This window comes from Amycolatopsis sp. NPDC114505, assembly GCF_055633615.1.
In genome coordinates, this window is record NZ_JBVKDV010000001.1 from 170,401 (window position 1) to 190,816 (window position 20,416).

Annotated in this window: 22 protein-coding genes; 8 read left to right on the plus strand and 14 right to left on the minus strand. The window is 71.9% G+C overall.

The features are described 5' to 3' along the window. The first annotated feature begins 6 nt into the window (after positions 1–6). The gene (locus ACZ7OU_RS00800; RefSeq protein ID WP_470239182.1) at positions 7–1,152 is read left to right on the plus strand and encodes an Mrp/NBP35 family ATP-binding protein; all 1,146 of its coding nucleotides are present in this window, start codon (positions 7–9) and stop codon (positions 1,150–1,152) included. Positions 1,153–1,159: 7 nt separating this feature from the next. Here ACZ7OU_RS00800 and ACZ7OU_RS00805 read toward each other — a convergent pair whose 3' ends face one another. From ACZ7OU_RS00805 to sigE, 5 genes are all read right to left on the minus strand, one after another. After that, positions 1,160–2,212, minus strand: a complete 1,053-nt coding sequence (locus ACZ7OU_RS00805; RefSeq protein WP_470253820.1) for a hypothetical protein — start codon at positions 2,210–2,212, stop codon at positions 1,160–1,162. Positions 2,213–2,428: 216 nt separating this feature from the next. After that, entirely contained in the window at positions 2,429–2,854 is a 426-nt protein-coding gene (gene tatB, locus ACZ7OU_RS00810) for a Sec-independent protein translocase protein TatB (protein WP_470239184.1), read from the minus strand. Positions 2,855–2,930: 76 nt separating this feature from the next. Next, positions 2,931–4,445, minus strand: a complete 1,515-nt coding sequence (locus ACZ7OU_RS00815) for a S1C family serine protease (protein WP_470239185.1) — start codon at positions 4,443–4,445, stop codon at positions 2,931–2,933. Between the two features lie 167 nt (positions 4,446–4,612). Continuing rightward, a complete protein-coding gene (locus tag ACZ7OU_RS00820) occupies positions 4,613–5,269 on the minus strand; it encodes an anti-sigma factor family protein (protein ID WP_470253821.1) in 657 nt (218 codons plus the stop codon). Then, positions 5,266–5,865 (minus strand): RNA polymerase sigma factor SigE, encoded by a 600-nt coding sequence (gene sigE / locus ACZ7OU_RS00825; protein WP_470255857.1) that lies wholly within the window; start codon positions 5,863–5,865, stop codon positions 5,266–5,268. The genes ACZ7OU_RS00820 and sigE overlap by 4 nt, the downstream gene beginning before the upstream one ends. A 211-nt stretch (positions 5,866–6,076) precedes the next feature. Between sigE and ACZ7OU_RS00830 the strand changes: the two genes are divergently transcribed. Further along, on the plus strand, positions 6,077–6,721 hold the full coding sequence (locus ACZ7OU_RS00830) for an O-methyltransferase (RefSeq protein ID WP_470239187.1): 645 nt from the start codon (positions 6,077–6,079) through the stop codon (positions 6,719–6,721). Between the two features lie 2 nt (positions 6,722–6,723). Here ACZ7OU_RS00830 and ACZ7OU_RS00835 read toward each other — a convergent pair whose 3' ends face one another. After that, positions 6,724–7,911 (minus strand): MFS transporter, encoded by a 1,188-nt coding sequence (locus tag ACZ7OU_RS00835; protein ID WP_470253822.1) that lies wholly within the window; start codon positions 7,909–7,911, stop codon positions 6,724–6,726. 50 nt (positions 7,912–7,961) lie between these two features. Here ACZ7OU_RS00835 and ACZ7OU_RS00840 point away from each other — a divergent pair, with 50 nt between their 5' ends. Continuing rightward, the gene (locus ACZ7OU_RS00840) at positions 7,962–8,879 is read left to right on the plus strand and encodes a LysR family transcriptional regulator (RefSeq protein WP_470253823.1); all 918 of its coding nucleotides are present in this window, start codon (positions 7,962–7,964) and stop codon (positions 8,877–8,879) included. Between the two features lie 36 nt (positions 8,880–8,915). On the opposite strand, the gene ACZ7OU_RS00845 is transcribed toward ACZ7OU_RS00840, so the two are convergent. Continuing rightward, on the minus strand, positions 8,916–10,379 hold the full coding sequence (locus tag ACZ7OU_RS00845; RefSeq protein ID WP_470253824.1) for a leucyl aminopeptidase family protein: 1,464 nt from the start codon (positions 10,377–10,379) through the stop codon (positions 8,916–8,918). 90 nt (positions 10,380–10,469) lie between these two features. Further along, positions 10,470–10,637, minus strand: a complete 168-nt coding sequence (locus ACZ7OU_RS00850) for a DUF3117 domain-containing protein (RefSeq protein ID WP_013222969.1) — start codon at positions 10,635–10,637, stop codon at positions 10,470–10,472. Between the two features lie 211 nt (positions 10,638–10,848). Between ACZ7OU_RS00850 and ACZ7OU_RS00855 the strand changes: the two genes are divergently transcribed. Next, positions 10,849–11,643, plus strand: coding sequence for an enoyl-CoA hydratase-related protein (locus tag ACZ7OU_RS00855; RefSeq protein ID WP_470239191.1), 795 nt, complete (start codon positions 10,849–10,851; stop codon positions 11,641–11,643). Positions 11,644–11,680: 37 nt separating this feature from the next. Here the strand turns inward: ACZ7OU_RS00855 and ACZ7OU_RS00860 are convergent, their stop codons facing one another. From ACZ7OU_RS00860 to ACZ7OU_RS00880, 5 genes are read right to left on the minus strand one after another with little or no spacing between them, the layout of a single operon-like run. Then, positions 11,681–12,250 carry a DNA-3-methyladenine glycosylase I gene (locus ACZ7OU_RS00860; protein ID WP_470253825.1) on the minus strand — a complete coding sequence of 190 codons (570 nt, stop codon included), beginning with the start codon at positions 12,248–12,250 and terminating at the stop codon, positions 11,681–11,683. Beyond that, positions 12,243–12,701, minus strand: a complete 459-nt coding sequence (locus tag ACZ7OU_RS00865) for an SRPBCC family protein (RefSeq protein WP_470239193.1) — start codon at positions 12,699–12,701, stop codon at positions 12,243–12,245. The genes ACZ7OU_RS00860 and ACZ7OU_RS00865 overlap by 8 nt, the downstream gene beginning before the upstream one ends. Then, positions 12,698–13,021, minus strand: a complete 324-nt coding sequence (locus tag ACZ7OU_RS00870) for a DivIVA domain-containing protein (protein ID WP_470253826.1) — start codon at positions 13,019–13,021, stop codon at positions 12,698–12,700. The genes ACZ7OU_RS00865 and ACZ7OU_RS00870 overlap by 4 nt, the downstream gene beginning before the upstream one ends. Beyond that, positions 13,018–13,686 carry a permease prefix domain 1-containing protein gene (locus tag ACZ7OU_RS00875; protein WP_470253827.1) on the minus strand — a complete coding sequence of 223 codons (669 nt, stop codon included), beginning with the start codon at positions 13,684–13,686 and terminating at the stop codon, positions 13,018–13,020. Before ACZ7OU_RS00875 ends, ACZ7OU_RS00870 begins: the two co-directional genes overlap by 4 nt. Beyond that, positions 13,683–14,006: a helix-turn-helix transcriptional regulator gene (locus ACZ7OU_RS00880; protein WP_470253828.1), complete on the minus strand. Its 324-nt coding sequence runs from the start codon at positions 14,004–14,006 to the stop codon at positions 13,683–13,685. Before ACZ7OU_RS00880 ends, ACZ7OU_RS00875 begins: the two co-directional genes overlap by 4 nt. Before the next feature lie 141 nt (positions 14,007–14,147). Between ACZ7OU_RS00880 and ACZ7OU_RS00885 the strand changes: the two genes are divergently transcribed. From ACZ7OU_RS00885 to cydC, 4 genes are all read left to right on the plus strand, one after another. Then, the gene (locus ACZ7OU_RS00885) at positions 14,148–15,326 is read left to right on the plus strand and encodes a cytochrome ubiquinol oxidase subunit I (RefSeq protein ID WP_470253829.1); all 1,179 of its coding nucleotides are present in this window, start codon (positions 14,148–14,150) and stop codon (positions 15,324–15,326) included. A 3-nt stretch (positions 15,327–15,329) separates the two neighbouring features. Then, positions 15,330–16,316: a cytochrome d ubiquinol oxidase subunit II gene (gene cydB / locus ACZ7OU_RS00890; protein ID WP_470253830.1), complete on the plus strand. Its 987-nt coding sequence runs from the start codon at positions 15,330–15,332 to the stop codon at positions 16,314–16,316. A gap of 10 nt (positions 16,317–16,326) precedes the next feature. Beyond that, on the plus strand, positions 16,327–17,886 hold the full coding sequence (gene cydD / locus ACZ7OU_RS00895) for a thiol reductant ABC exporter subunit CydD (RefSeq protein WP_470253831.1): 1,560 nt from the start codon (positions 16,327–16,329) through the stop codon (positions 17,884–17,886). Between the two features lie 73 nt (positions 17,887–17,959). Then, on the plus strand, positions 17,960–19,552 hold the full coding sequence (gene cydC / locus ACZ7OU_RS00900; protein WP_470253832.1) for a thiol reductant ABC exporter subunit CydC: 1,593 nt from the start codon (positions 17,960–17,962) through the stop codon (positions 19,550–19,552). On the opposite strand, the gene ACZ7OU_RS00905 is transcribed toward cydC, so the two are convergent. Further along, a complete protein-coding gene (locus ACZ7OU_RS00905) occupies positions 19,488–20,390 on the minus strand; it encodes a glucosyl-3-phosphoglycerate synthase (protein WP_470253833.1) in 903 nt (300 codons plus the stop codon). The two genes, cydC and ACZ7OU_RS00905, sit on opposite strands and share 65 nt — an antisense overlap. Between the last annotated feature and the right edge of the window lie 26 nt (positions 20,391–20,416).

Sequence of the window (20,416 nt, forward strand, 5' to 3'; positions counted from 1 at the left end):
GACGGGGTGACCAGCACTCAGCAGCTCCCCAGCGTCGACGACGTCCGCAGCGCGCTGAAGAGCGTGCAAGATCCCGAGATCCACAAACCCATCACGGACCTGGGGATGGTGAAGGACGTCGTCGTCGGCGAAGACGGTGTCGTCACCGTCGGGATCTACCTGACGGTGGCCGGCTGCCCGCTGAAGGCGACGCTGACCAACGACACGAAGGAAGCCGTCTCGAAGCTCCCGGGCGTCGCCGACGTCCGCGTGGAGCTCGACGTCATGAGTGACGAGCAGCGCTCCGAGCTGCGGAAGTCGCTGCGCGGGGACGCCGCGGAACCGGTCATCCCGTTCGCGCAGCCGGGCTCGATGACGCGGGTGTACTGCGTGGCGTCGGGCAAGGGCGGCGTCGGCAAGTCGTCGGTCACGGTCAACCTGGCCGCGGCGATGGCCCAGCGGGGCCTCTCGGTGGGTGTCGTCGACGCCGACATCTACGGCCACTCGATCCCCCGCATGCTGGGCACACGCGAGAAGCCGACCAAGGTCGACACGATGATCATGCCGCCGCAGGCACACGGCGTGAAGGTGATCTCGATCGGCATGTTCACCCCGGGCAACACGCCGGTGGTGTGGCGCGGGCCGATGCTGCACCGCGCGCTGCAGCAGTTCCTGGCGGACGTCTTCTGGGGCGACCTCGACATCCTGCTGCTGGACCTGCCGCCGGGCACCGGCGACATCGCGATCTCGGTGGCCCAGCTGATCCCGAACGCGGAGATCCTGGTGGTCACGACCCCGCAGCAGGCCGCGGCGGAGGTGGCCGAACGGGCCGGCGCGATCGCGCTGCAAACGCGTCAGCGCGTCGCCGGGGTCATCGAGAACATGTCATGGCTGGAGCAGGAAGACGGCTCCCGCCTGGAGATCTTCGGCTCGGGCGGCGGCCAGACCGTGGCCGAGTCGCTGACGAAGTCGATCGGCTCCGAGGTGCCGCTGCTGGGTCAGGTGCCGCTGGACCCGCGCCTGCGCGAGCAGGGCGACGCGGGGACGCCGCTGGTGCTGACCGCCCCGGACGCGCCGGCGTCGGTGGTGCTGAAGGAGACGGCGAAGAAGCTGACGGTCCGGGCGCGCGGCCTGGCCGGGATGATGCTGAACGTCACCCCGGCCGGCCGCTGAGCCGTCCCTAGGAGCAGCGCCAGACGTACGCGGTGGAGTGCTGCGTCGCGGAGTCGTGGCGGTAGCCACCCACGGTGCCGTCGTCGCCGACGACCACGGGCAGGTCGGCCTTGAGGTCACCGAACTTCGAGACGAACGTGCCCTGGTTCCAGACGCCGTAGCCGGTGCCCGCCGCGTCGTTGCCGCCGTTCGCTTCGTCGATCCGGCCGGTGATCAGGCCGCTCGCGTTGATGGAGAAGCCCGGGTTGCCGTTGGACAGGTTGTAGCTGGACTTCGGCAGGACGTGGGCGGCGTGCTGCTGGTCCCAGTAGACGCCGACCTTCTTACCGTTGTAGACGCCGTAGCCGACGACGCGGCCGTCCTTGATGGCCTCGGGCCACGCGAACTCGAGGCCCGGCAGGGTGCCCAGGTGGGTCAGCGTCCCGTCGCGCCAGATGTCCCCGCTGTTCAGCACGATCGAGCCGTCCGTGTCGACCGCGGCCAGGCCCGACGGCAGGCCGGTCAGCAGCGTCACGGTGCCCGGCTGGGCGGCGGGCCAGCGGACCGGGGTCGTGCCTGAGCCGTTCTGCTTGCGCACGACGCCGATGACGTCGCCGGAGTCGGTGATGCCGAGGGCGCTCGAGAGCGTGTAGCCCGCGGGCAGCTGGCTCGAGGTCGGGAACGGCAGCTGCACGAGGGTGCCGCCGGAGCTCTTGAAGGCCTTCTGGAAGACGAAGCCGGACCCGAAGAGCGAGTAGCTCGCGGTCCCGGCGACGGCGCCCGAGCGGTTCTCGGCGGTCACGGCGGCACCGGCGGTACCCGCCGTGCCGAGGTCGGTGAACGCCGCGCCGGTCCAGGAAGCGGCGCGGCGGGTCACGCCGAACTCGTCGGTCGGCAGTGTCCAGCCGGCGAAGTTCCCCTTGTCGTCGGTGGCGGTCACCTGCGCGCTGACGGCGGTGCCCGCGCCGAGGGCGGTGGGCTTCCAGGTGCAGGCGGCGGCGGTTTCCGCGGCGGAGGCCGTTTGCGCCGACCCCAGCAGTCCTGCCGCGAGCAGGACACAGCCCAGCGACTTGAGTTTCATTTGTCCCCCATTTGTCGACGGGGCCACAAAAGCAGCCCCCACCCTCTCCGGGGGTCCGGCCCCGCTCTTATTTTACCGGGGGCAGCACACGGAAAACCCTAAATGCCTCGGCAATGGCCGACTTGTCCACATCACGGCTGAGCTGTGGATAACCAGCTGAGGCTACGTGGCGTCCGGGTCGATCGGCGGGCGCTCCCCCGGCTTCAGCGGCTGAGACTACGTGGCGTCCGGGTCGATCGGCGGGCGCTCTCCCGGCTTCAGCGGCTCCGGCTGCTTCGCCTGGGGCGCCGTGTACCCGTTCGTCCCGTTGGAACCGTTGCTCCCGCTCAGGTTCGGGCTGCCGTTCGTGATGCCCTTGATGCCGAGCGGGTCCGCGTCACCGTCGAACAGGTGCTGCGTCACCACCCGCTTCGGGTCGAAGTTGCGCAGCCCGCGCAGGTCTTCGAGCGGCTTGCGGAGCTGGTCGAACTCCGGGCCCATCTCCTCACGGAGCTGTTCCCGCGCGCCGGTCGCGAAGTCGCGGACCTTCTTCACGCTCTTCGCCATCCAGGACGCCGCTTCGGGAAGCCGTTCCGGGCCGAGGATGAAAAGACCGGCGATGATGAGGACGAGGATTTCCCCCCATCCGACACTGTCGAACACCGTCTACCTCCGCTCGGAACCTACCCGCCCAGGGTACCCGCCCCGGCCCGCGCTCCGGCAGGCCGAACGCGGGAACTCAGTCGGAAGCCAGGGTTACGTCGACGACGAAGCTCGCGCCGTCCCGGACCAGCTGCACCGGAACGACCTCGCCGACGTCGTGGGCGCGCACCGCGACCGTCAGCTCGGAGGAGTCCCGCACCAGGCGGCCGCCGATCTTCGTGATGACGTCGCCCTCCTTGATGCCGGCGTTCGCGGCCGGCCCGCCGGGCGCGACGTTCTTCACCTGGGCGCCCATGGTGGAGGAGCCGGCGACGGTCGAGGAGGCGTTGATGCCGATGTCGGCGTGCTGGACCTTGCCGTCCTTGATCAGCGCCTTCGCGATCTTGACCGCGTAGTCGCTCGGGATGGCGAAGCCGATGCCGATGCTGCCGCCGTCCGCGCCGGAGGAGCGGATCGACGAGTTGATCCCGACCAGCGCGCCGGTGGAGTCGACGAGCGCGCCGCCCGAGTTGCCGTGGTTGATGGCGGCGTCGGTCTGGATGGCTTCGTAGGTGACCGGCGGGGCGCCGTTGTCGCCGCCCGCGGTGATCGGCCGGTTCAGGGCGCTGACGATGCCGGCGGTCACGGAGTTCTGCAGCGCGAGCGGCGAGCCGATGGCCATCACGGTGTCGCCGACCTGCAGGTCCGAGGACTTGCCGATCTGCAGGACGGTCGGGTTGGTGACGTTGACCTTGACGACGGCGAGGTCGGTCTTCTGGTCGGAGCCGACGAGCTTCGCCTCGGTGCGGGTGCCGTCGATGAAGATCGCGGTGACCTTGACGGCCGGGTCGGCGCTCGCGGACGAGATCACGTGCTCGTTGGTGAGGATGTAGCCCTGGGGGTCGATCATGACGCCGGAGCCCTGCTCGCCGGAGTCGGCGCCGGGCTTGAAGACCTCGAGCGAGACGACGGCGGGCGCGACGCGCTTGGTGATCTCTGCGATGGAACCGGCGGGGCGTTCCTTGGCGGCTTCGGCTTCGGAGATGGTGGCGGAGCCGGTGAGGCCGTTCCCGGTGTCGGCGACCCACCAGCCGACGAACCCGCCGGCGGCCCCGATGAGCAGCGCGACGACCCCGAGCAGGACCAGCGCCTTCGGCCGCACACGGCGTCCGAAGAGGACCTCGGGCAGGCTGAGCAGGGCGCCGGGCGGACGTTTGGCGGGCTTTTCCTCGTCTTCGGCGGGCACCGCCGGGCCGGCGAGGACGGCGCCCGCGCCCGGATCGCGCCAGGGATCGCTGGTGCTGTTCCAGAGGGGCGGCTCGTGCTCTTTCGGGTCGCCGGTGGCTTCCCGCGGCCGTTCGAGCAGCACGCCTTCGGCCCCGGGCGGCCGGCGGAAGGCTTCGGCGAGCGACTCGGGAGCGGGCGGCGCGAGCCGGACACCGTTGGACTTCTGCGGGGAGTAGAGCTGGTCGAACGCCCCGTCGACCCCACTCGGCCTGCCGAAGACGGCGGCCTGCGCCGCATCGACGGCCGGCCGCGCGAGCGGCCGCGGACCCAGCCGGTCGGCGTCAGGCGCGCCGGGCTGCTCGGGATTCACGTTCGGCTCGGTCATTCATTCCCCGGTGCTGAAGATCAGGTGGCTGGGCGTGACGATACCCAAACCCGGTGCCGCGAGTCTGCCGGTCCGTCAGTGAAATGGCTGTTGCTTGGCCCGGGCACCGGACATGACGAAGGCCGCCCCGAGGAGTCCCTCATGGCGGCCTTCGCGAGAAACAGGTCTCAGCGGATCCCGGCCGGCACGGCCGTCGGCGAGCTCACCGGGGTGGACGTCGGGGCCTGGACCACCGGCCGCGGCACCGCCATCTGGGCCGGCAGCAGGTTCGCCGGCTGCGGCGCCCCTCCCCCGGTCTCCGGGCTGCCGTCGCCGCTGTCCGCGGTCGTCCCGACCAGCGCCAGCGCGCTCAGCACCAGCCCGGAAACCACCACGCCGGCTCCCTGCGCGGCGCGGCGCTTAAGCCGGCCACCGCCGAGAACGTTCGGTGACTGGCCCAGTGGCGCCGTTGATCCCAACGGCGCGACACCACCCAGGACGCCCGTGTCCCGCAGCCCCGCCACCCGGTCCGGGCGCTGGACCGCGACCAGCTGGCCGTCGGCGGTGATCGCCAGGTTGTCCGGCGCGCTCGGGAGGTCGGTGTGCTCCGGGATCGACTGCAGGCTCGCCAGGAACCCCGCCGACATCGACGGCGCGCCCGCGCGGCGGATCGCGTCCACCGTCTGGCGCTGGGCGCGCACTTCGGCGGCGCACCCGGGGCAGCGCGTGATGTGGGACGCCGCGCGGTCGCGGGCGCCGTGCGAAAGCTCACCGTCGACGAACGCCACCACGGCGTCCGGCAGCAGGTGCGACTCGGGGAGTCCCCAGCCTCGGGGTGCGGTCATACCGACACCTTCGCAGACTCCAGGGCGTGAGCGCGCCGGCGCTCGAGCGACGCGCGCAGGGCCTGCCGGCCGCGGTGGATCCGGCTGCGGACGGTGCCCAGCTTGACACCGAGCGTCGCGCCGATCTCCTCGTACGAGAGACCTTCGACGTCACACAGCACCACGGCGGCGCGGAACTCCGGCGGCAGCTCGTCGAGCGCGGCCTGCAGGTCCGGGTCCAGGTGGGTGTCGGAGAAGACCTGCTCGGGGCTCGGGTCGTCGCCCACGATGCGGTCGGTGTCCTCCGGCAGGCCTTCCATCCGCACGCGCGAGCGGCGGCGGGCCATGTCGAGGAAGAGGTTGGTGGTGATCCGGTGCAGCCAGCCCTCGAACGTGCCGGGCTTGTAGGACGCCAGCGACCGGAAGACCCGGATGAAGGTCTCCTGGGTGAGGTCCTCGGCGTCGTGCGTGTTGCCGGTCAGGCGGTAGGCGAGCCGGTAGACCCGGTCGCTGTGCTCGCGGACGACCTCGTCCCAGGACGGTGGCGTCCAAGCCGCCTCGTCCAGGGACACGGGCTGAGCCGCGTCGGCGTCGTTATCGGCAACGGCGTTCTGCATCGCGGGAGCAGGCACCTCCATCTGTGTTCTCCTGTCTGCTCCACCCAACGCGGGCTGTCGCCACGGTGTTCCCCGTGGGCTCGGATTTCAGTCTCTCGGGACTCCTTATGGTTCTAGTGAGACTGGGCTGAGAGCGGGCTGAGAACTTCTTCCGGGGTGCTTACCAGGGAGCCTGCGCGGATTTATCGACAACCAACGCTAACCTCCGTGCGTGAACACGCCCACCCCCGCGGCCGCACCGGCCGACTCCGGGTTCGTCGACGGGTACCTGCCCGACGACGAGGTGCTGTCTTCGGCGCGCGCACGAGCCGATGACCTGGGCTGCAGCTCCCTGAGCGCGGGCGCGGGCGCGACCCTGCGCTTCCTGGCCGCGACGCTGCGCGCGAAGGCCGTCGTCGAGGTCGGCACGGGCGCCGGGGTGAGCGGGCTGAGCCTGCTGCGCGGAATGGCCCCGGACGGCATCCTGACCTCGATCGACGTCGAGCCGGAGTACCAGCGAGCGGCCCGCGCGACGTTCCGCGAGGCCGGCTACGCACCGGGCCGCACGCGCTTGATCGTCGGCCGCGCACTGGACGTCCTCCAGCGGCTGACGCCGGGCGGCTACGACCTGGTGTTCGTCGACGCCGCCCACATCGAGTACCCGGGGTGCTACGAGCTGGGGGTGTCCCTGCTGCGGCGCGGCGGGATCATCGCGTTCCACAACGTGCTGGCGGGCGGCCGCGTGATCGACCCGTCCCACCGCGACCCGGAGACCCTGGCACTGCGCGAGGTGGCACGAGCGTTCCGCGAAGACGAACGCCTGGTCCCCGCCCTGCTACCGGTAGGCGGCGGCCTGCTCGTCGCGGCGGCGACCTGACGTCAGGCCGCGTTGACCAGCTCGCGCCGCTCCTCGCGGACCCGCGTGCCGGCGGTGACCGCGGCCGCCGCCAGCAAAAGCCACGCCGCCACCAGTGCGATCAGCCACGACCAGCCCGCGTGCCCGTAGACCCACGCTCCCGCCGCCCCTCCGACGCTGCTGCCCAGGTAGTACGTCGCCGTGTACATGCCGCCCACCTGGCCGCGGGCGTTCTCCGGCGCGTCGGCCGCCGCCCAGCCGTTCGCGACCGCGTGCGCCGCGAAGAACGCGCAGGTCAGCACCAGGAACCCGGCGATGACCAGCGGCAGTGACTCCGGCAGCGTCAACGCCGCGCCGACGGCCGTCAGCAGCAACGCGCCGATCAGCGCCCGACGTCGTCCCACTCGCGCCACGAGCCGGCCGGCCGCGGCCGACGACACCGAGCCCGTCGCGTAGGCCAGGAAGACCAGCGACGCGATCGCCGGCGACAGGTCCAGCGGATGACCCGTCAGCCGGAACCCGGCCGCGTTGTAGAGCGCGACGAACGAGCCCATCGCCAGCAGCGCGACGGCGTACTGGGCGAGCAGCACCGGCTTGCTCAACGCCGTGACCAGGCCTTTCGCCACCGCCCTGAGCTGGGCTTCGCCGCGTGGGCGGGTGCCCGGTGGCAGCGTCACGACGGTGATCGCCGAGCAGATCGCCCCCACGCCCGCGACGACGAACAGCGCGCCGCGCCAGCCGAGCGGCCCGGCGGTGAACCCGCTGGCCAGACGGCCGAGCATGCCGCCGATCGTGTTGCCCGCGATCATCGCGCCGACGGCGGCGGCGACGCCCGCGCGGCCGAGGCGTTCGGCCAGGTAGGCGGCCGCGACGCCGGGGAAACCGGCGATCGCGATGCCTTGAAGCGCACGCAGGATGAGCAGCGCGGAGTACGTCGGCATCAGCGGCAGCAGCAGCCCGAAGACGACGGACGCGATCACCGACGTCAGGATCACCGGGCGCCGGCCGACCACCTCGGACAGCGCGGCGATCGGCAGGACGGCGATCGCGAGCGCGCCGGTCGCGACGCTGACCGCGAGCGCCGCGCCGCCGGGGTCGAGGTGGTACTGCGCGGCGAGCTGGGGCAGCACCGGCTGCGGCGCGTAGAGCAGGGCGAAGGAGGAGATCCCGGCCGCGGCGACGGCGGTCTTGACTCGGCGCGTGGAAGTCACCACCTGAAAGTAAGCAGAGCTAACCAATACGTCCAATGCGTCAACCTGGCATGATTGATGCTGTGACGTATGACTCGCTGACGGCGCAGGTGGCGCCCCACCTGCCGTTGCTCGCCGCGCTGCGCGAGACGAGGAACGTCACACGCGCGGCCGAGCTGCTGGGCGTCCCGCAGCCGACGGTGAGCCGCCGCCTCGCGGCGCTGGCGGACGCGCTGGGGGCGCCCCTGACGGTTCCGGACGGCCGCGGCATCCGCCTCACGCGCGCGGCGGAGCTGCTGGCCGAAGCGGCCGAGCGCGGCTTGGCGGCGCTGGACACGGGCGTCCGGCTGGCGCGCGAGGAGGTGGCGCCAGAGTCGGGACACGTCGTGCTGGGGTTCCTGCACCTGCTCGGGCGGTCACTGGTGCCGTCGCTGCTGCGCGGGCACCGGGCGCGGTACCCGGGAGTGCGGTTCACGCTGGTCCAGGGGTCGCGGCAGGAGATGATCGACCGTCTGGTGGGCGGCGAGCTGGACCTCGCCCTGCTGGCGCCGCTGCCCGCGGAGCCGTCGCTGGCCACGGCGGGCCTGGTGGCGGAGGAGATCCTGCTGTCGGTCCCGGCGGGCCACCACCTGGCGGGCCGTGAGTCGGTGCGGATGACGGAGCTGGCCGACGAGGAGTTCGTGCTGCTGGAGCAGGGCTACGGAGTCCGGACCCTGACGGACGAGCTGTGCGCGGCGGCGGGTTTCACGCCGAAGATCGCGTTCGAGGGCCAGGAGTCGGACACGGTGCGAGGGCTGGTGGCGGCGGGCCTGGGGGTGGCACTGCTGCCGCGGTTCGGCCCGGGCAGCCCGGCGGGGGTGGCGGAGGTACCGCTGGACCCACGCCCGTACCGGACGATCGGCCTGGCGTGGCGCGCGGAGGAGCCGACGACCCCGGCGGTGACCGGCTTCCGCGACCACGTCCTGGCCACGGCCCCCGGTCGTGAGTGAGAAACAGTGTTCTAACCCTGTTTCCCACTCACGACCTCAGGCCAGCGAAGCCGCCAGCTCCACCAGCGTCCGGGCCGCGAAGCCCGTCGCCCCCGGGACCACGTCGTCGTAGTTCTTCTCCGACCTCGCCGGCCCCGCGATGTCCAGGTGGGCCCACGGCAGCCCCGACGTGAACTCCCGCAAGAACAGCGCCGCCGTGATGCTGCCCGGGCCCGCCGGGGTCTGGCGGACGTCGCCGAACTCGCCGCGGACGTTCTCCGCGTAGTCCTCCGTCAGCGGCATGCGCCACCACGCCTCGCCCACGCGCTCCCCCGCCGCGCGAACCAGCGAAGCCAGCGAGTCTTCCGAAGCGAACAGCCCGCCCGTACGCAGCCCCAGCGACACCTTCATCGCGCCGGTCAACGTCGCCGCGTCGACGACCAGGTCCGGCGAAAACTTGCGGATTCCGTAGACCAGCGCGTCGGCCAGGACCATGCGGCCCTCCGCGTCCGTGTTGCCGACCTCGGTCGTCTTGCCGCCGTAGTGCCGGACGATGTCGCCCGGCCGGTACGCCGAACCCGACACGTGGTTCTCCGCCGCCGGCACCAGCGCCGTCACGCGGACCGGGAGCTCCAGTGCCGCGATGCCGCGGATCGCCGCGATCACCGCCGCGCCGCCCGCCATGTCCGTGCGCATCAGGTGCATGCCGTCGGCCGGCTTGATCGACAGGCCGCCCGTGTCGAACGTGATGCCCTTGCCCACCAGCAGCAGGTGCTTCGCCGCCCCCGACGGCTTGTACGTCATTTCGATCAGCCGCGGCGGCCGCGACGACCCGCCGCCGACCGCCAGGACGCCGCCGAAGCCCTGCGTCGTCAGCCACTTCTCGTCGCGGATCGCCACCTCGACGCGCGGGCCGGCCACCCGGGCCGCGGTGTCGGCGAGCCAGGCCGGGCTCTTGACATTGGACGGCGTGTTCGCGAGGTCGCGCGTCAACGCCGTCGACGCGGCCAGCACCGACGCCCGCGAAACCAGCGCCGTGAACGACTCGACCGCCCGGTCGTGCGCCACCAGCCGCACGGTCCGCACCGACGGCGAAGGCTCCTCACCCGTCACCTTGAACTTGTAGCCGCCGAGCAGCAGCCCCAGCGCCAGCTCGGTGACGTGCTCGCCGGATGCTTCCTCCGGCAGCACCAGCTGCACCGCGCGAAACGCCTTGCCGCCATGGTCGACGTCGTCCGCCAGCCCCGCGTTGACCGCGCGGACGAGCGCCGCGCCCGCCTTCCGGTACTGCTTCGGCTCGCCGTTGCCCAAGCCCGCGACCCAGCGGGCTTCGCCGGCGGGGACCGTCTGCACGTCGCCCGCCTTGCCGGTGATCCGGACACCGCCGATCTCCAGCGGCTCGGACTCGACGTCGTCGGCGGGGGCCGTCACCAGCCGGGCCACCGGGGCGCCGCGACGGAGGTCGCCCGCCACCTCGATGTCGAGCAGACTGGTCGGAACGGGGGGTAGCGGATTACGCACAGTGAGCAACCTTCGGGCGCAGAGGAACCGCGACCCCGGCCTCCGAAGGGAGACCGGGGTGCGACGGAAGGACGGTTCGAGGGGGTCGGCTCAGCCGGTGACCTCCGCCAAAGCGGCGCCGAGGTCCTTCGCTTCTTCCGCGGAAAGTTCGACGACGAGTCGCCCACCACCCTCGAGCGGTACGCGCATCACGAGGCCCCGCCCCTCCTTAGTCACTTCGAGGGGACCATCTCCGGTCCGGGGCTTCATGGCCGCCATAGCGTGCTCCCTCCGTCTCAACCGGCGCGCCCGGGTCGCGCTCGCGTGAAAGCCAGCCGGGTCTTGGTGTCCATTGTCCCTCATCAGCGGCCGGGCGCATCAGCGGACCGATCTTTTGCCGCCGTATCGGTGCTGGTATGCGGCTCGCGGGAGGTGAAAGGATGGGGTGGAAGACTGTCGGACGACCGACGTATCCGCGCAAGGAGAAGACGTGACCACATCCGACGTCCTGCTGATCGCCGACGCCGACGGGGTGCGCACCCTGACCCTCAACCGGCCCCAGGCGTACAACTCGCTGACCGTCGAGCTGAAGGAAGCGCTGCTCGCGGCCCTGCGCGAGGCCGCGGACGACGACGCCGTCCGCGCGGTCGTCCTGACCGGTTCCGGCAAGGCGTTCTGCGCCGGCCAGGATTTGAAGGAACATGTAGGACTGCTCCAGGCGGGTGACCCCGCCCCGCTACACACGGTGAAGGAGCACTACAACCCGATCGTCCAGGCGATCGTGTCGATGGAGAAGCCGGTCATCGCGGCGGTCAACGGCACCGCCGCCGGCGCCGGGGCCGCCTTCGCCTACGCCAGTGACCTGCGGATCGCCGCCGAGTCGTCGTCGTTCCTGATGGCGTTCGCCAATGTCGGGCTCGGCCCGGACTCGGGTGCGTCCTGGACGCTGCAGCGGCTGGTCGGCTACGGCCGCGCCGCCGAGCTGATGCTGCTGGCCCGGACCGTCGACGCGGCGGAGGCGCTGCGGCTCGGCCTGGTCGGCGAGGTCGTGCCGGACGAGGAGCTGCCGGGACGCGCCCAGAAGATCGCGGCGAAGCTCGCGGCCGGCCCGACGGTCGCCTACGCGAAGATCAAGGGAGTCCTCAACCTGGCGGCGCAGTCGACGTTCGACGAGGCCCTCGCCGCCGAGGACGCCGCCCAGACCGCGCTCGGCGCGACGGCCGACCACAGCGAAGCCGTCGAGGCCTTCGTCGGCAAGCGCAAGCCGAACTTCCAGGGCAAGTGAGCGTCGTGAGTGAGAAACAGTGTTCTAACCCTGTTTCTCACTCACGACCGGCCCGGAAGCAGCCTTCGACGTGGTCGTCGACCATGCCGGTGGCCTGCATCAGCGCGTAGCACGTGGTCGGGCCGAGGAACACGAAGCCGCGCTTCTTCAGTTCCTTCGCCATCGCCTTGGACTCGTCGGTGATGGCCGGGACGTCGGCCATCGTCTTCGGCCGGACATGATCAGCGGGCGCGAACGACCACAGCAGGTCGTCCAGCGGCGTGTCCAGCGCGGCGATCGCCTTCGCGTTGTTGATCGCGGCCAGGATCTTCGCCCGGTTCCGCACGATCGACGCGTCCTGCATCAGCCGCTCGACGTCGGCGTCGCCGAACTTCGCCACCTTCGCCGGCTTGAACTGCTTGAACGCCTTCCGGAAGCCCTCGCGCTTGCGCAGGATCGTGATCCACGAGAGGCCCGACTGGAACGACTCGAGGCACAGCCGCTCGTACAGCTCGTCCTGCCCGCGCAGCGGCGTGCCCCACTCCTTGTCGTGGTAGTCCGCGTAGTCCGGGGTCGAATTGCCCCAGCCGCACCGTGCGACGCCGTCGGCGCCGAGAAGCTCACTCATCCCCACCCACCGAATAGTCCTCCGCGAACCGCGCGAACCGCCGCAGCGACTGGCGCACCCCCAGCGCGAACGCCGGTTTCACCACCGGCCAGCCGAGCCGGCCCAGCGGCCCGAACGGCAGCCGCAGGTGCTCGGCCCAGACGAACGTCGAGCGCGTCGCGCCCTTGGGCACCACCTGGAACACGCCCGTGCCCTGCACGACGCTGCCGAGGTGGCGGACCCCGCACCGCACCGGCGGCTCCCAGCTGGTGATCTCCATCGTGTCGGTGAACCCGACCCCGGCCACCCCGGTGAACGCCGACAGGCGCGACCCGACGCTGCGGCCGTTGCCCTCGACGACCTCGACCTCGGTGCCGAGCATCCACTCGCCCTGGCGCGTCCAGTCCGTGAGCGCGAGCCAGGTCGTCCCGGCCGGCGCGCGGACGTCGACCGACAGGATCAGATCCGTCACTGGGCGCCTTCGGGCGAGCTCTCCCGCTCGTGTTCGCGCTGCTCCAGCTCGGCGACGCGGTCACGCAGCTCGTCGAGCTCGACGCCGAGGCGGCGCATCACCCAGTCCACTTCGGACATCTTGTAGCCGCGCAGGACCTGCTGGAAGCAGACGTCCCGCAGGTCCTCGCCGGTGATGTCCTCGGCGGGCAGGCGCGTCGGCGAGCTGCCCGGCGGCAGTGGGGCGAGCTCCTCACCCCGGCCGAAGACCACGGCGGCGAGCAGGAACACCACGGCGGCCACCAGCAGCATGACTACGAGGTAGATCAGCGCGGTCGTCACGCGACGATCGTGGCATACCCACCCCAGGATCGTCTCGCGAGCACGACGAGCCGCAGCGAAAGCAGCACCCACGCGACCATCAACAGGACGCACGGGACGCTCAAGAACAGCCTCGAGACGTCGACCAAGCCGGTCGAGCCGATGACCAGCCCGACCGAGGCGAGGTTGATGCCGACGGCCAGCGCGATCAGGACTCCGCACAACCGGGCGAGCCGGACGGCGTCGAGGCGGCGGCTGAGCCAGCGGATGCCGAGCAGGGCGATCAGACCGATCACCGGCACCACGAAGACGGCGCCGTGGGTGGCGTGGGCGATCACCTTGTACCACTCCGGCGTGGGCGTCGACAGGTTCGTCCACTCGCCGAAGGTGAGGATCCGGGCGTAGTCCCAGGAGGCCTGCATCAACGGGACGCCGATGACGAGCTTCCACAGCGTCCGGACGCCGCTGAGCATGCCGAGCTCGGCCTGGTAGTCGCGGGCGACGACGGCCGCCGGGCCGAAGTCGGCGACCGCGCGGCGCTCGGCGTCCTCGTCGCTCCAGCCGCCGGCGCGGTAGGCGTCGGCGGCGTCGTGCAGGCCGTCGCGGGCCTCGCCCAGCAGGTCGGCCTTGAAGCGCCCGCAGCCGTGCAGCCGGTGGTCCAGCTCCTGGATGTAGCCGTCGATCATGCTTCCGCCCCCAGCACTCCCCCGATGACCGCCGTGAACTCCCGCCACTCGGCGCGTTCGGCGGCCAAGGCCTGCTGCCCGGAGCGGGTGAGCCGGTAGGTGCGGCGCTTCCGGCCGGACACGACGTCCCATTCGCTGGCCAGCCAGCCGGCCCGCTCGAGCCGGCGCAGCGCCGGGTAGACGGTGCCGGTCGGCAGGTCGAGCGCGCCGTCGCTGCGCAGCTGGAGCGCCTCGATGATCGCGTAGCCGTGCAGCTTCCGGCCGTCGAGCACGGCCAGCAGCAACGCGTCGAGGTGCCCGCGCAAGGTGTCCGCCTTCATAGGTACGCAGTCTACGCATGCCCACCCCGGACACGCTATTGACCGGACACTCCGGACACACCGGGGTATTTCCCGGAGATGACCCGGATCTCATGGATTTACCGGCTACATGTAGCCAGACTACGTATATAGTCGGCCGGCATGGACGCACTCCCGGTCGCGAGACTCCAGTTCGCGACGACGACCTCGTTCCACTTCCTGTTCGTGCTGCTCACACTGGGGTTGGTCACGCTGGTGGCCGTGATGCAGACGCGCTGGACGCTCGGCGGCAAGCCCGAACTGCTCCGGATGACGCGCTTCTGGGGCCGCCTGTACGTGATCAACTACGCGCTGGGGATCGTCACCGGAATCGTGATGGAATTCCAGTTCGGCCTGACCTGGACCGGTCTTTCCGCTTTCGCCGGTGACGTCTTCGGCGCACCGCTGGCCATTGAGACGCTGGTCGCGTTCTTCCTCGAGTCGACCTTCCTCGGCCTGTGGATCTTCGGCTTCGGACGGCTCAACAAGTGGCTGCACCTGACGCTGATCTGGCTGGTCACGCTGACCGCGTACGCGTCGGCGCTGTTCATCATGCTGGCCAACTCGTTCCTGCAGAACCCGGTCGGCAGCCGGCTCGAGGGCGGCACGCTGCACCTCGACGACTTCGGCGCCCTATTCTCCAACCCGGCGCTGGTCGCGTCGCTGCCGCACGTGCTCAGTGCCGCGCTGGTGACCGGCGGGTTCTTCGTGGTCGGCGTCAGCGCGTACCACTTCCTGAAGCGCACCGCCGAGGTCGAGTTCTTCCGCCGCTCGATGCGGATCGGCGTCGTCGCGGCGCTCGTCGGGTCGATCTTCGTGGTCAACCAGGGCTTCGCGCAGTTCGGCGAGCTGAAGATGTACCAACCGGACAAGCTGGGGGAAGGCGCGGTGGGCGCGCCGCTCGGCGCGATGATCGGGCTCGGGTTCCTCATGTTCCTCTGCGCGATCCTCGGCACGCTGCTGCTGGTCCGGAACTGGATCACCCGAGCCCGGTTCCTGCACTACCTGATGGTCGCGGCGATCCCGTTGCCCTTCCTCGCGGCGATCATGGGCTGGCTGGTGCGCGAGCTCGGCCGCCAGCCGTGGCTGGTCTGGGGGAAGCTGCGTACCGCGGACGCGATCGCGGACGTCCCCGCCGGCCAGATCCTCTTCTCCTTCATCGCTTTCTCACTGCTGTTCGCCGCGCTCGCGGTCGCCGACTGGGTGCTCATGGCGCGGGTCGCCAAGCGCGGCCCGGAGCCGGTCGGTGACCCCGATGAGCCCACCGCGCCCGCCGAACTGCCCGTCCTGAGCGGAGTCTGACCGATGACGACTTTCTGGTGGTGCCTGCTGGGCCTGCTGACCTGCGGGTACTTCGCGCTGGCGGGCTACGACTACGGCGTCGGCATGCTGCTGCCCGCGTTCGAGGCCGACGAGCGGCGGCGACGGCAGACGCTCGGCGCGCTCGGGCCGTTCTTCCTGGCCAACGAGGTGTGGCTGGTGGCCGCGGTCGGCGTGCTGTTCGGCGCGTTCCCGCACCTGGAGGGCAGGGTGTTCGCCGGGGCGTACGTCCTGGTCGTGACGCTGTTGCTCGGCCTGGTCACGTTCACGGCGTCGATGCAGCTGCGCAGCCGCCGCCCGGACGCGCGCCGCGGCGCCTGGACGGCGGGCATCGTCGGCGGCGCGCTGGTGACGGCGTTGTCGTGGGGCCTGTTCCTCGGCAACCTCGTGCGCGGCCTGCCCTTGGACGCCGACGGCTCGCCGTCCGGGAACGTGCTCGCGCTGTTCGACCCGTACGCGGTGCTCTGGGGACTCGGGTTCGTCGCGCTGTTCTGCCTGCAGGGCGCGGCGTTCCTCGCCGTGCGCGCGCCGGCGGAGCTGGCCGGCCGCGCGGTGCGGCTGGCGCGGGCCTTCTCGGCGCCCGTGCTCGCCTTCCTCGTGATCGCCACGGTGTGGGGGTTCTTCACCCTGGACGGCGGCACGGTGCTCGGCGTGGGGGTGGTCGTGCTGACGTTCGCCGCGTTCGCCGTCTTCCGGCTGGCGCTGGCGGGCCGGCGGTACCGGGTGGCGCTCATCGGGGCGATGGTGCTCGCGGCCTGCCCGGCGCTGCTCGCCGGCACGCTGCGGTTCCCCTCGGTGCTCGTCTCGCCGGACTACGCGCTGAGCGTCGACCAGGCGGCGACGGCGGCCGGCACGTTCGCGGTGCTGGGCTGGTTCGCCGTGCCGGCGGTGCCGGTGCTCCTGGTGGTGCAGTGGCTGACCTGGCGCGCGCACCGGCATCCGCTCGACCAGCGCTCGCTGCTGCACTTCTGAGGGGGATTCGGTGCCTGCTCTGCCCGGACTCCGGCGGTACCTGGTCGTGCTGGCCGTGCTCGGAGTGCTCTCCGCCGTTCTGGTGCTGGTCCAGGCCGAAGGGCTGGCCACGCTGCTCACCGGCGGCGGGGTCTCGCTCTTCCTGGTCGTGGCGCTTTTCGGCCGAGCCGTGCTCACCTGGGGGCACAGTGTCCTCAGTGGACGGTTCGCGGCTTCGGTCCGCGCCGGCCTGCGCCGTCGGCTGCTCGGCTCGGCTTCGGACCGCGCCGGGGTCGTGGCCACGCAGATCACGCGCGGTGTCGACGCGACGGACAGCTACCTGACCGGGTACCTGCCGTCGCTGGTCGTCTCGGTGGTGGTGCCGATCGCGGTGATCGTGCGGCTGTTCACGACCGACGTCGTGTCGGCGCTGGTCGTGACGGCGACGCTGCCGCTGATCCCGGTGTTCGCGATCCTGGTCGGGAAGCACACGGCGGCGCGGACGTCACGGCAGTGGTCGTTGCTGACGAAGCTGGGCGGGCACTTCCTCGACGTCGTCCGCGGGCTCGAGACGCTGAAGGTGTTCGGGCGGGCGTCGGCGCAGGCGTCGACGGTCCGTTCGATGGCGTCCGCCCACGCCGACGCGACGGTGAAGACGCTGCGGGTGGCCTTCCTGTCGTCGCTGGTGCTGGAACTGGTGGCGACCATGTCGGTGGCCTTGGTCGCGGTGCCGATCGGGTTCCGGCTGCTCTCCGGTGGTCTCGACGCCCGCACGGCGCTGCTGATCCTGGTCCTGGCGCCGGAGGCGTACTTGCCGCTGCGGGCGGCGGGCGCGAAGTTCCACGCGGCGGCGGAGGGGCTGACGGCGTTGCGGGAGGCCTTGGCGGTGCCGGTGGTGCTTCCCCGGCCGGCCACTTCCACTCGACGGCGGGGTGCGCCTTCCGTGGTCTTCGAGCGGGTTTCGGTGTCCTACGACGGCCGGCCCGCTCTGTCCGATGTGGACTTGACGGTGCCCGCCGAGTCCCGGGTGGCCTTGGTCGGACCGAGCGGGTCGGGGAAGAGCACGCTGCTCGCGGTGCTGCTGGGGTTCGTCTCGCCTTCTTCGGGACGGGTTCTGATCGACGGCGTGGACCTGCGGACGCTCTCGCCTTCGGACTGGCTGGCCGACGTGGCGTGGGTGCCGCAGCGGCCGACGCTGTTCCGGGGGTCGCTGGCTTCGAACATCGCACTGGGGTCGGCCGCGGACGTCCCGGCGGCGGCCCGGGCGGCGTCGCTGGATTCGGTGGCGGCGGGGTTGCCGGCCGGGTTCGAGACGCCGGTGGGCGAGCTGGGCGAGGTCCTGTCGGCGGGTCAGCGCCAGCGAGTCGGGCTGGCCCGGGCGCTGGCCCGGACGTCGGCGGGGCTGGTGCTGCTCGACGAGCCGACGGCCCGGCTGGACACCCGCACAGAGGCGGCGGTGCTGTCGGCGACGCGCCGGCTGCTGCCCGGCCGGACGGCGGTGCTGGTCGCCCACCGCCCGGCGATGGCCGCGTTGGCGGACCGGGTGATCGAGCTGCGCGACGGCCGGGTGCGCACGGAGGTGGCGGCATGACTACCTGGGCCCTGTCCCGCAAAAACATCCTCCGGCTCCTACGCGCCGGCCGGGTGCGCACGGAGGTGGCCGCATGAACATCTGGGCCCTGTCCCGCAAGGACATCCTCCGGCTTCTGCGCGCCGCCGTCCTCGGTGCCGGGGCCGAACTCGCCGCCCTCGCGCTCATGGCCACCGCCGCCTGGCTGCTGCTGCGCGCCGCGGAACGGCCGCCGCTCGAGGCCCTCACCGTCGCCATCGTCGCCGTCCGGACCCTCGCCCTCCTGCGCGGGGGCCTCCGGTACGCCGAACGGCTCGCCGGGCACGAAGTCGTCCTGCGGTGGCTCGGGGCCGTTCGCACCCGCGTCTACCAGGCCCTCATCCCCGGCACGCGCCACTCCGGCGGCGACCTCGTCACCCGGCTCGTGTCCGATGTGGACGATCTGCAGGACGCCGTCCTGCGGTGGCTGCTGCCCGCCGGGGTCGCCGCGCTCGTCGGGACCGCCGCCGTGGCCGTCACCGCCACCGCGTCGGCGCCGGCCGCCGCCACGCTCGCGGGTGGGCTGCTCGTCGGCGGGGTGCTGCTGCCGTGGCTGGTCGTGCGGGTCACCCGGCACGCGGCCCGGGAAGACGCGCCGAAGCGGGCGGAACTCGCCGAACGGGCCGTCGAGCTCGTCACCGGGCACCGCGAGCTCGTCGCCGCCGGTGCTCTGGAGCCGACCCGCGCGCGGGCCACCGCCGTCGTCGACCAGCTCGCCGCCAGCGAACGGCAAGCGTCGGCGAACGCCGCCCTGCTCGCCGCCGCCGGGACGCTCGTCCAGCTGCTCACCACCGCCGCCGTCGCGCTGCTCTGCCACGCCTCCGTGCCCTGGACCGCCGCGCTCGCCCTGGCCGCCATGACCACCTTCGAAGTCGTCCTGCCGCTCATCGGCGCCACCCGGCGCGTGCCCGGGATCCGCGCGTCGGCCGCGCGGGTGAAGGCCGTGCTCACCGAACCCGCCCGGCCCCGGGGCACCCGGTCCGTACAAAGTGGACACTTCACGCTCCGGAAGGCCGGTGTCCGGTACCCCGGCCGCGCGCCCGCGCTGAAAGACGTCGACCTCGACCTCCCGCCCGGCAAGCGCGTCGGGATCCTCGGTCCCAGCGGCGCCGGCAAGACGACGCTGCTCCGGCTCCTCCTCGGCCTCGAAACCCCCACGGACGGCCAGGTGCTCCTCGACGGCCGGCCGGTCGCCGAGTACGCCGACCTGCCGCGACTCGTCACCGGCGCGCTGGCCGACGCCCACGTCTTCCACACGACCGTCCGCGAGAACCTCCTGCTCGCCAAGCCGGCAGCCACCGACGAAGAGCTGCGGGAAGCCTGCGCGACCGCCGATTTCGACGTCGGCCTGGACCGCGACACGGGCCCGGACGGCGACGCGCTCTCCGGCGGTCAGCGCCAGCGGCTGATCCTCGCCCGCGCGGTCCTGGCCGCGCCAAGGGTCCTCGTGCTCGACGAGCCGGTCGAAGGCCTCGACCCCGCCCACGGCGACGCCGTCCTCGCGAAGGTCCTGGCGAAGGCGCGAGGCAGCGTCGTCCTGGTGACGCACCGCCCCGAACACCTGGCGGGCTTCGACGAGGTCGTCACCCTCGAGGACGGGCGAGCACTTCCCGCATCGGCGGCCGGTCCGCGACCCGGACCTCGGTGACGTCGGGCAGCCACTCCTCGTCCACCTGCACGAACTGCGTGAACGGCACGTCCGCGGCCGGGATCCCGCAGCGCGCGAGCGCCGTGCCCAGGATCTGCCGGGACATCGCGCCCAGCTGCGGCAGGGACCGGTTCCGGTGCTTGCGGACGCCGAGGTTGACCTGCGCGAGCCCGTCGAGGCCGTGGCGCGCCTCGGCGTCGAGCAGCAGCCCGATCTCGACGCCGTAGCCGGCGGCGAACGGCACCGACTCCAGGAACTCGCGCGTGCCCGCGTACTCGCCGCCGAGGGGCTGGATCAGCTCGCCGAGCGCGGGGCGCAACGCCGAGAGCACCGGCCGCGCGAGCAGCTCGGTGACGCGGCCACCGCCCGAGCTCTCCAGCCGCAGCGGACGGCGGTAGAAGCCCTTGACCAGGTGGACGTCGCTTTCGGACACGAGCGGCCCGAGCAGCGACGGCACGAACGCCGGGTCCGGGTCGACGAGGTCGGAGTCGAGGAAGACGACGAAGTCGCCACTGGTCGCGGCCAGCGAGCGCCACAGCACCTCGCCCTTGCCGGGCACCGGCGGCAGGTCGGGCAGGACGTCCTCGCGGCGGACGACCCGCGCGCCGGCGGCCTCGGCGGTTGGGACCGTGCGGTCCGTGGAACCCGAGTCCATGACGATCAGCTCGTCGACGACGCTGCCGACGAGCGGCCGGACGGACGCGACGACGTCACCGACGGTCCGCTCTTCGTCCAGCGCCGGTAGCACCACCGAAACCGTGCGGTCACCCTTCGCGGTCACGATGTCGTCAGGCGTCCAACCGGGCTCCTGCCAGGTACGCCGCTCGAACCAACTCACGAGTAGCGATCGTGCCATGCTGAGGT

Coding starts and splice junctions, on each gene's coding strand:
- ACZ7OU_RS00805 (WP_470253820.1), bottom strand. CDS start 2,212: ATGAAACTCAAGTCGCTGGGCTGTGTCCTGCTCGCGGCAGGACTGCTG.
- ACZ7OU_RS00815 (WP_470239185.1), bottom strand. CDS start 4,445: ATGACCGAGCCGAACGTGAATCCCGAGCAGCCCGGCGCGCCTGACGCC.
- ACZ7OU_RS00820 (WP_470253821.1), bottom strand. CDS start 5,269: ATGACCGCACCCCGAGGCTGGGGACTCCCCGAGTCGCACCTGCTGCCG.
- sigE (WP_470255857.1), bottom strand. CDS start 5,865: ATGCAGAACGCCGTTGCCGATAACGACGCCGACGCGGCTCAGCCCGTG.
- ACZ7OU_RS00840 (WP_470253823.1), top strand. CDS start 7,962: ATGATTGATGCTGTGACGTATGACTCGCTGACGGCGCAGGTGGCGCCC.
- ACZ7OU_RS00850 (WP_013222969.1), bottom strand. CDS start 10,637: ATGGCGGCCATGAAGCCCCGGACCGGAGATGGTCCCCTCGAAGTGACT.
- ACZ7OU_RS00860 (WP_470253825.1), bottom strand. CDS start 12,250: ATGAGTGAGCTTCTCGGCGCCGACGGCGTCGCACGGTGCGGCTGGGGC.
- ACZ7OU_RS00875 (WP_470253827.1), bottom strand. CDS start 13,686: ATGATCGACGGCTACATCCAGGAGCTGGACCACCGGCTGCACGGCTGC.
- ACZ7OU_RS00880 (WP_470253828.1), bottom strand. CDS start 14,006: ATGAAGGCGGACACCTTGCGCGGGCACCTCGACGCGTTGCTGCTGGCC.
- ACZ7OU_RS00885 (WP_470253829.1), top strand. CDS start 14,148: ATGGACGCACTCCCGGTCGCGAGACTCCAGTTCGCGACGACGACCTCG.
- cydB (WP_470253830.1), top strand. CDS start 15,330: ATGACGACTTTCTGGTGGTGCCTGCTGGGCCTGCTGACCTGCGGGTAC.
- cydC (WP_470253832.1), top strand. CDS start 17,960: ATGAACATCTGGGCCCTGTCCCGCAAGGACATCCTCCGGCTTCTGCGC.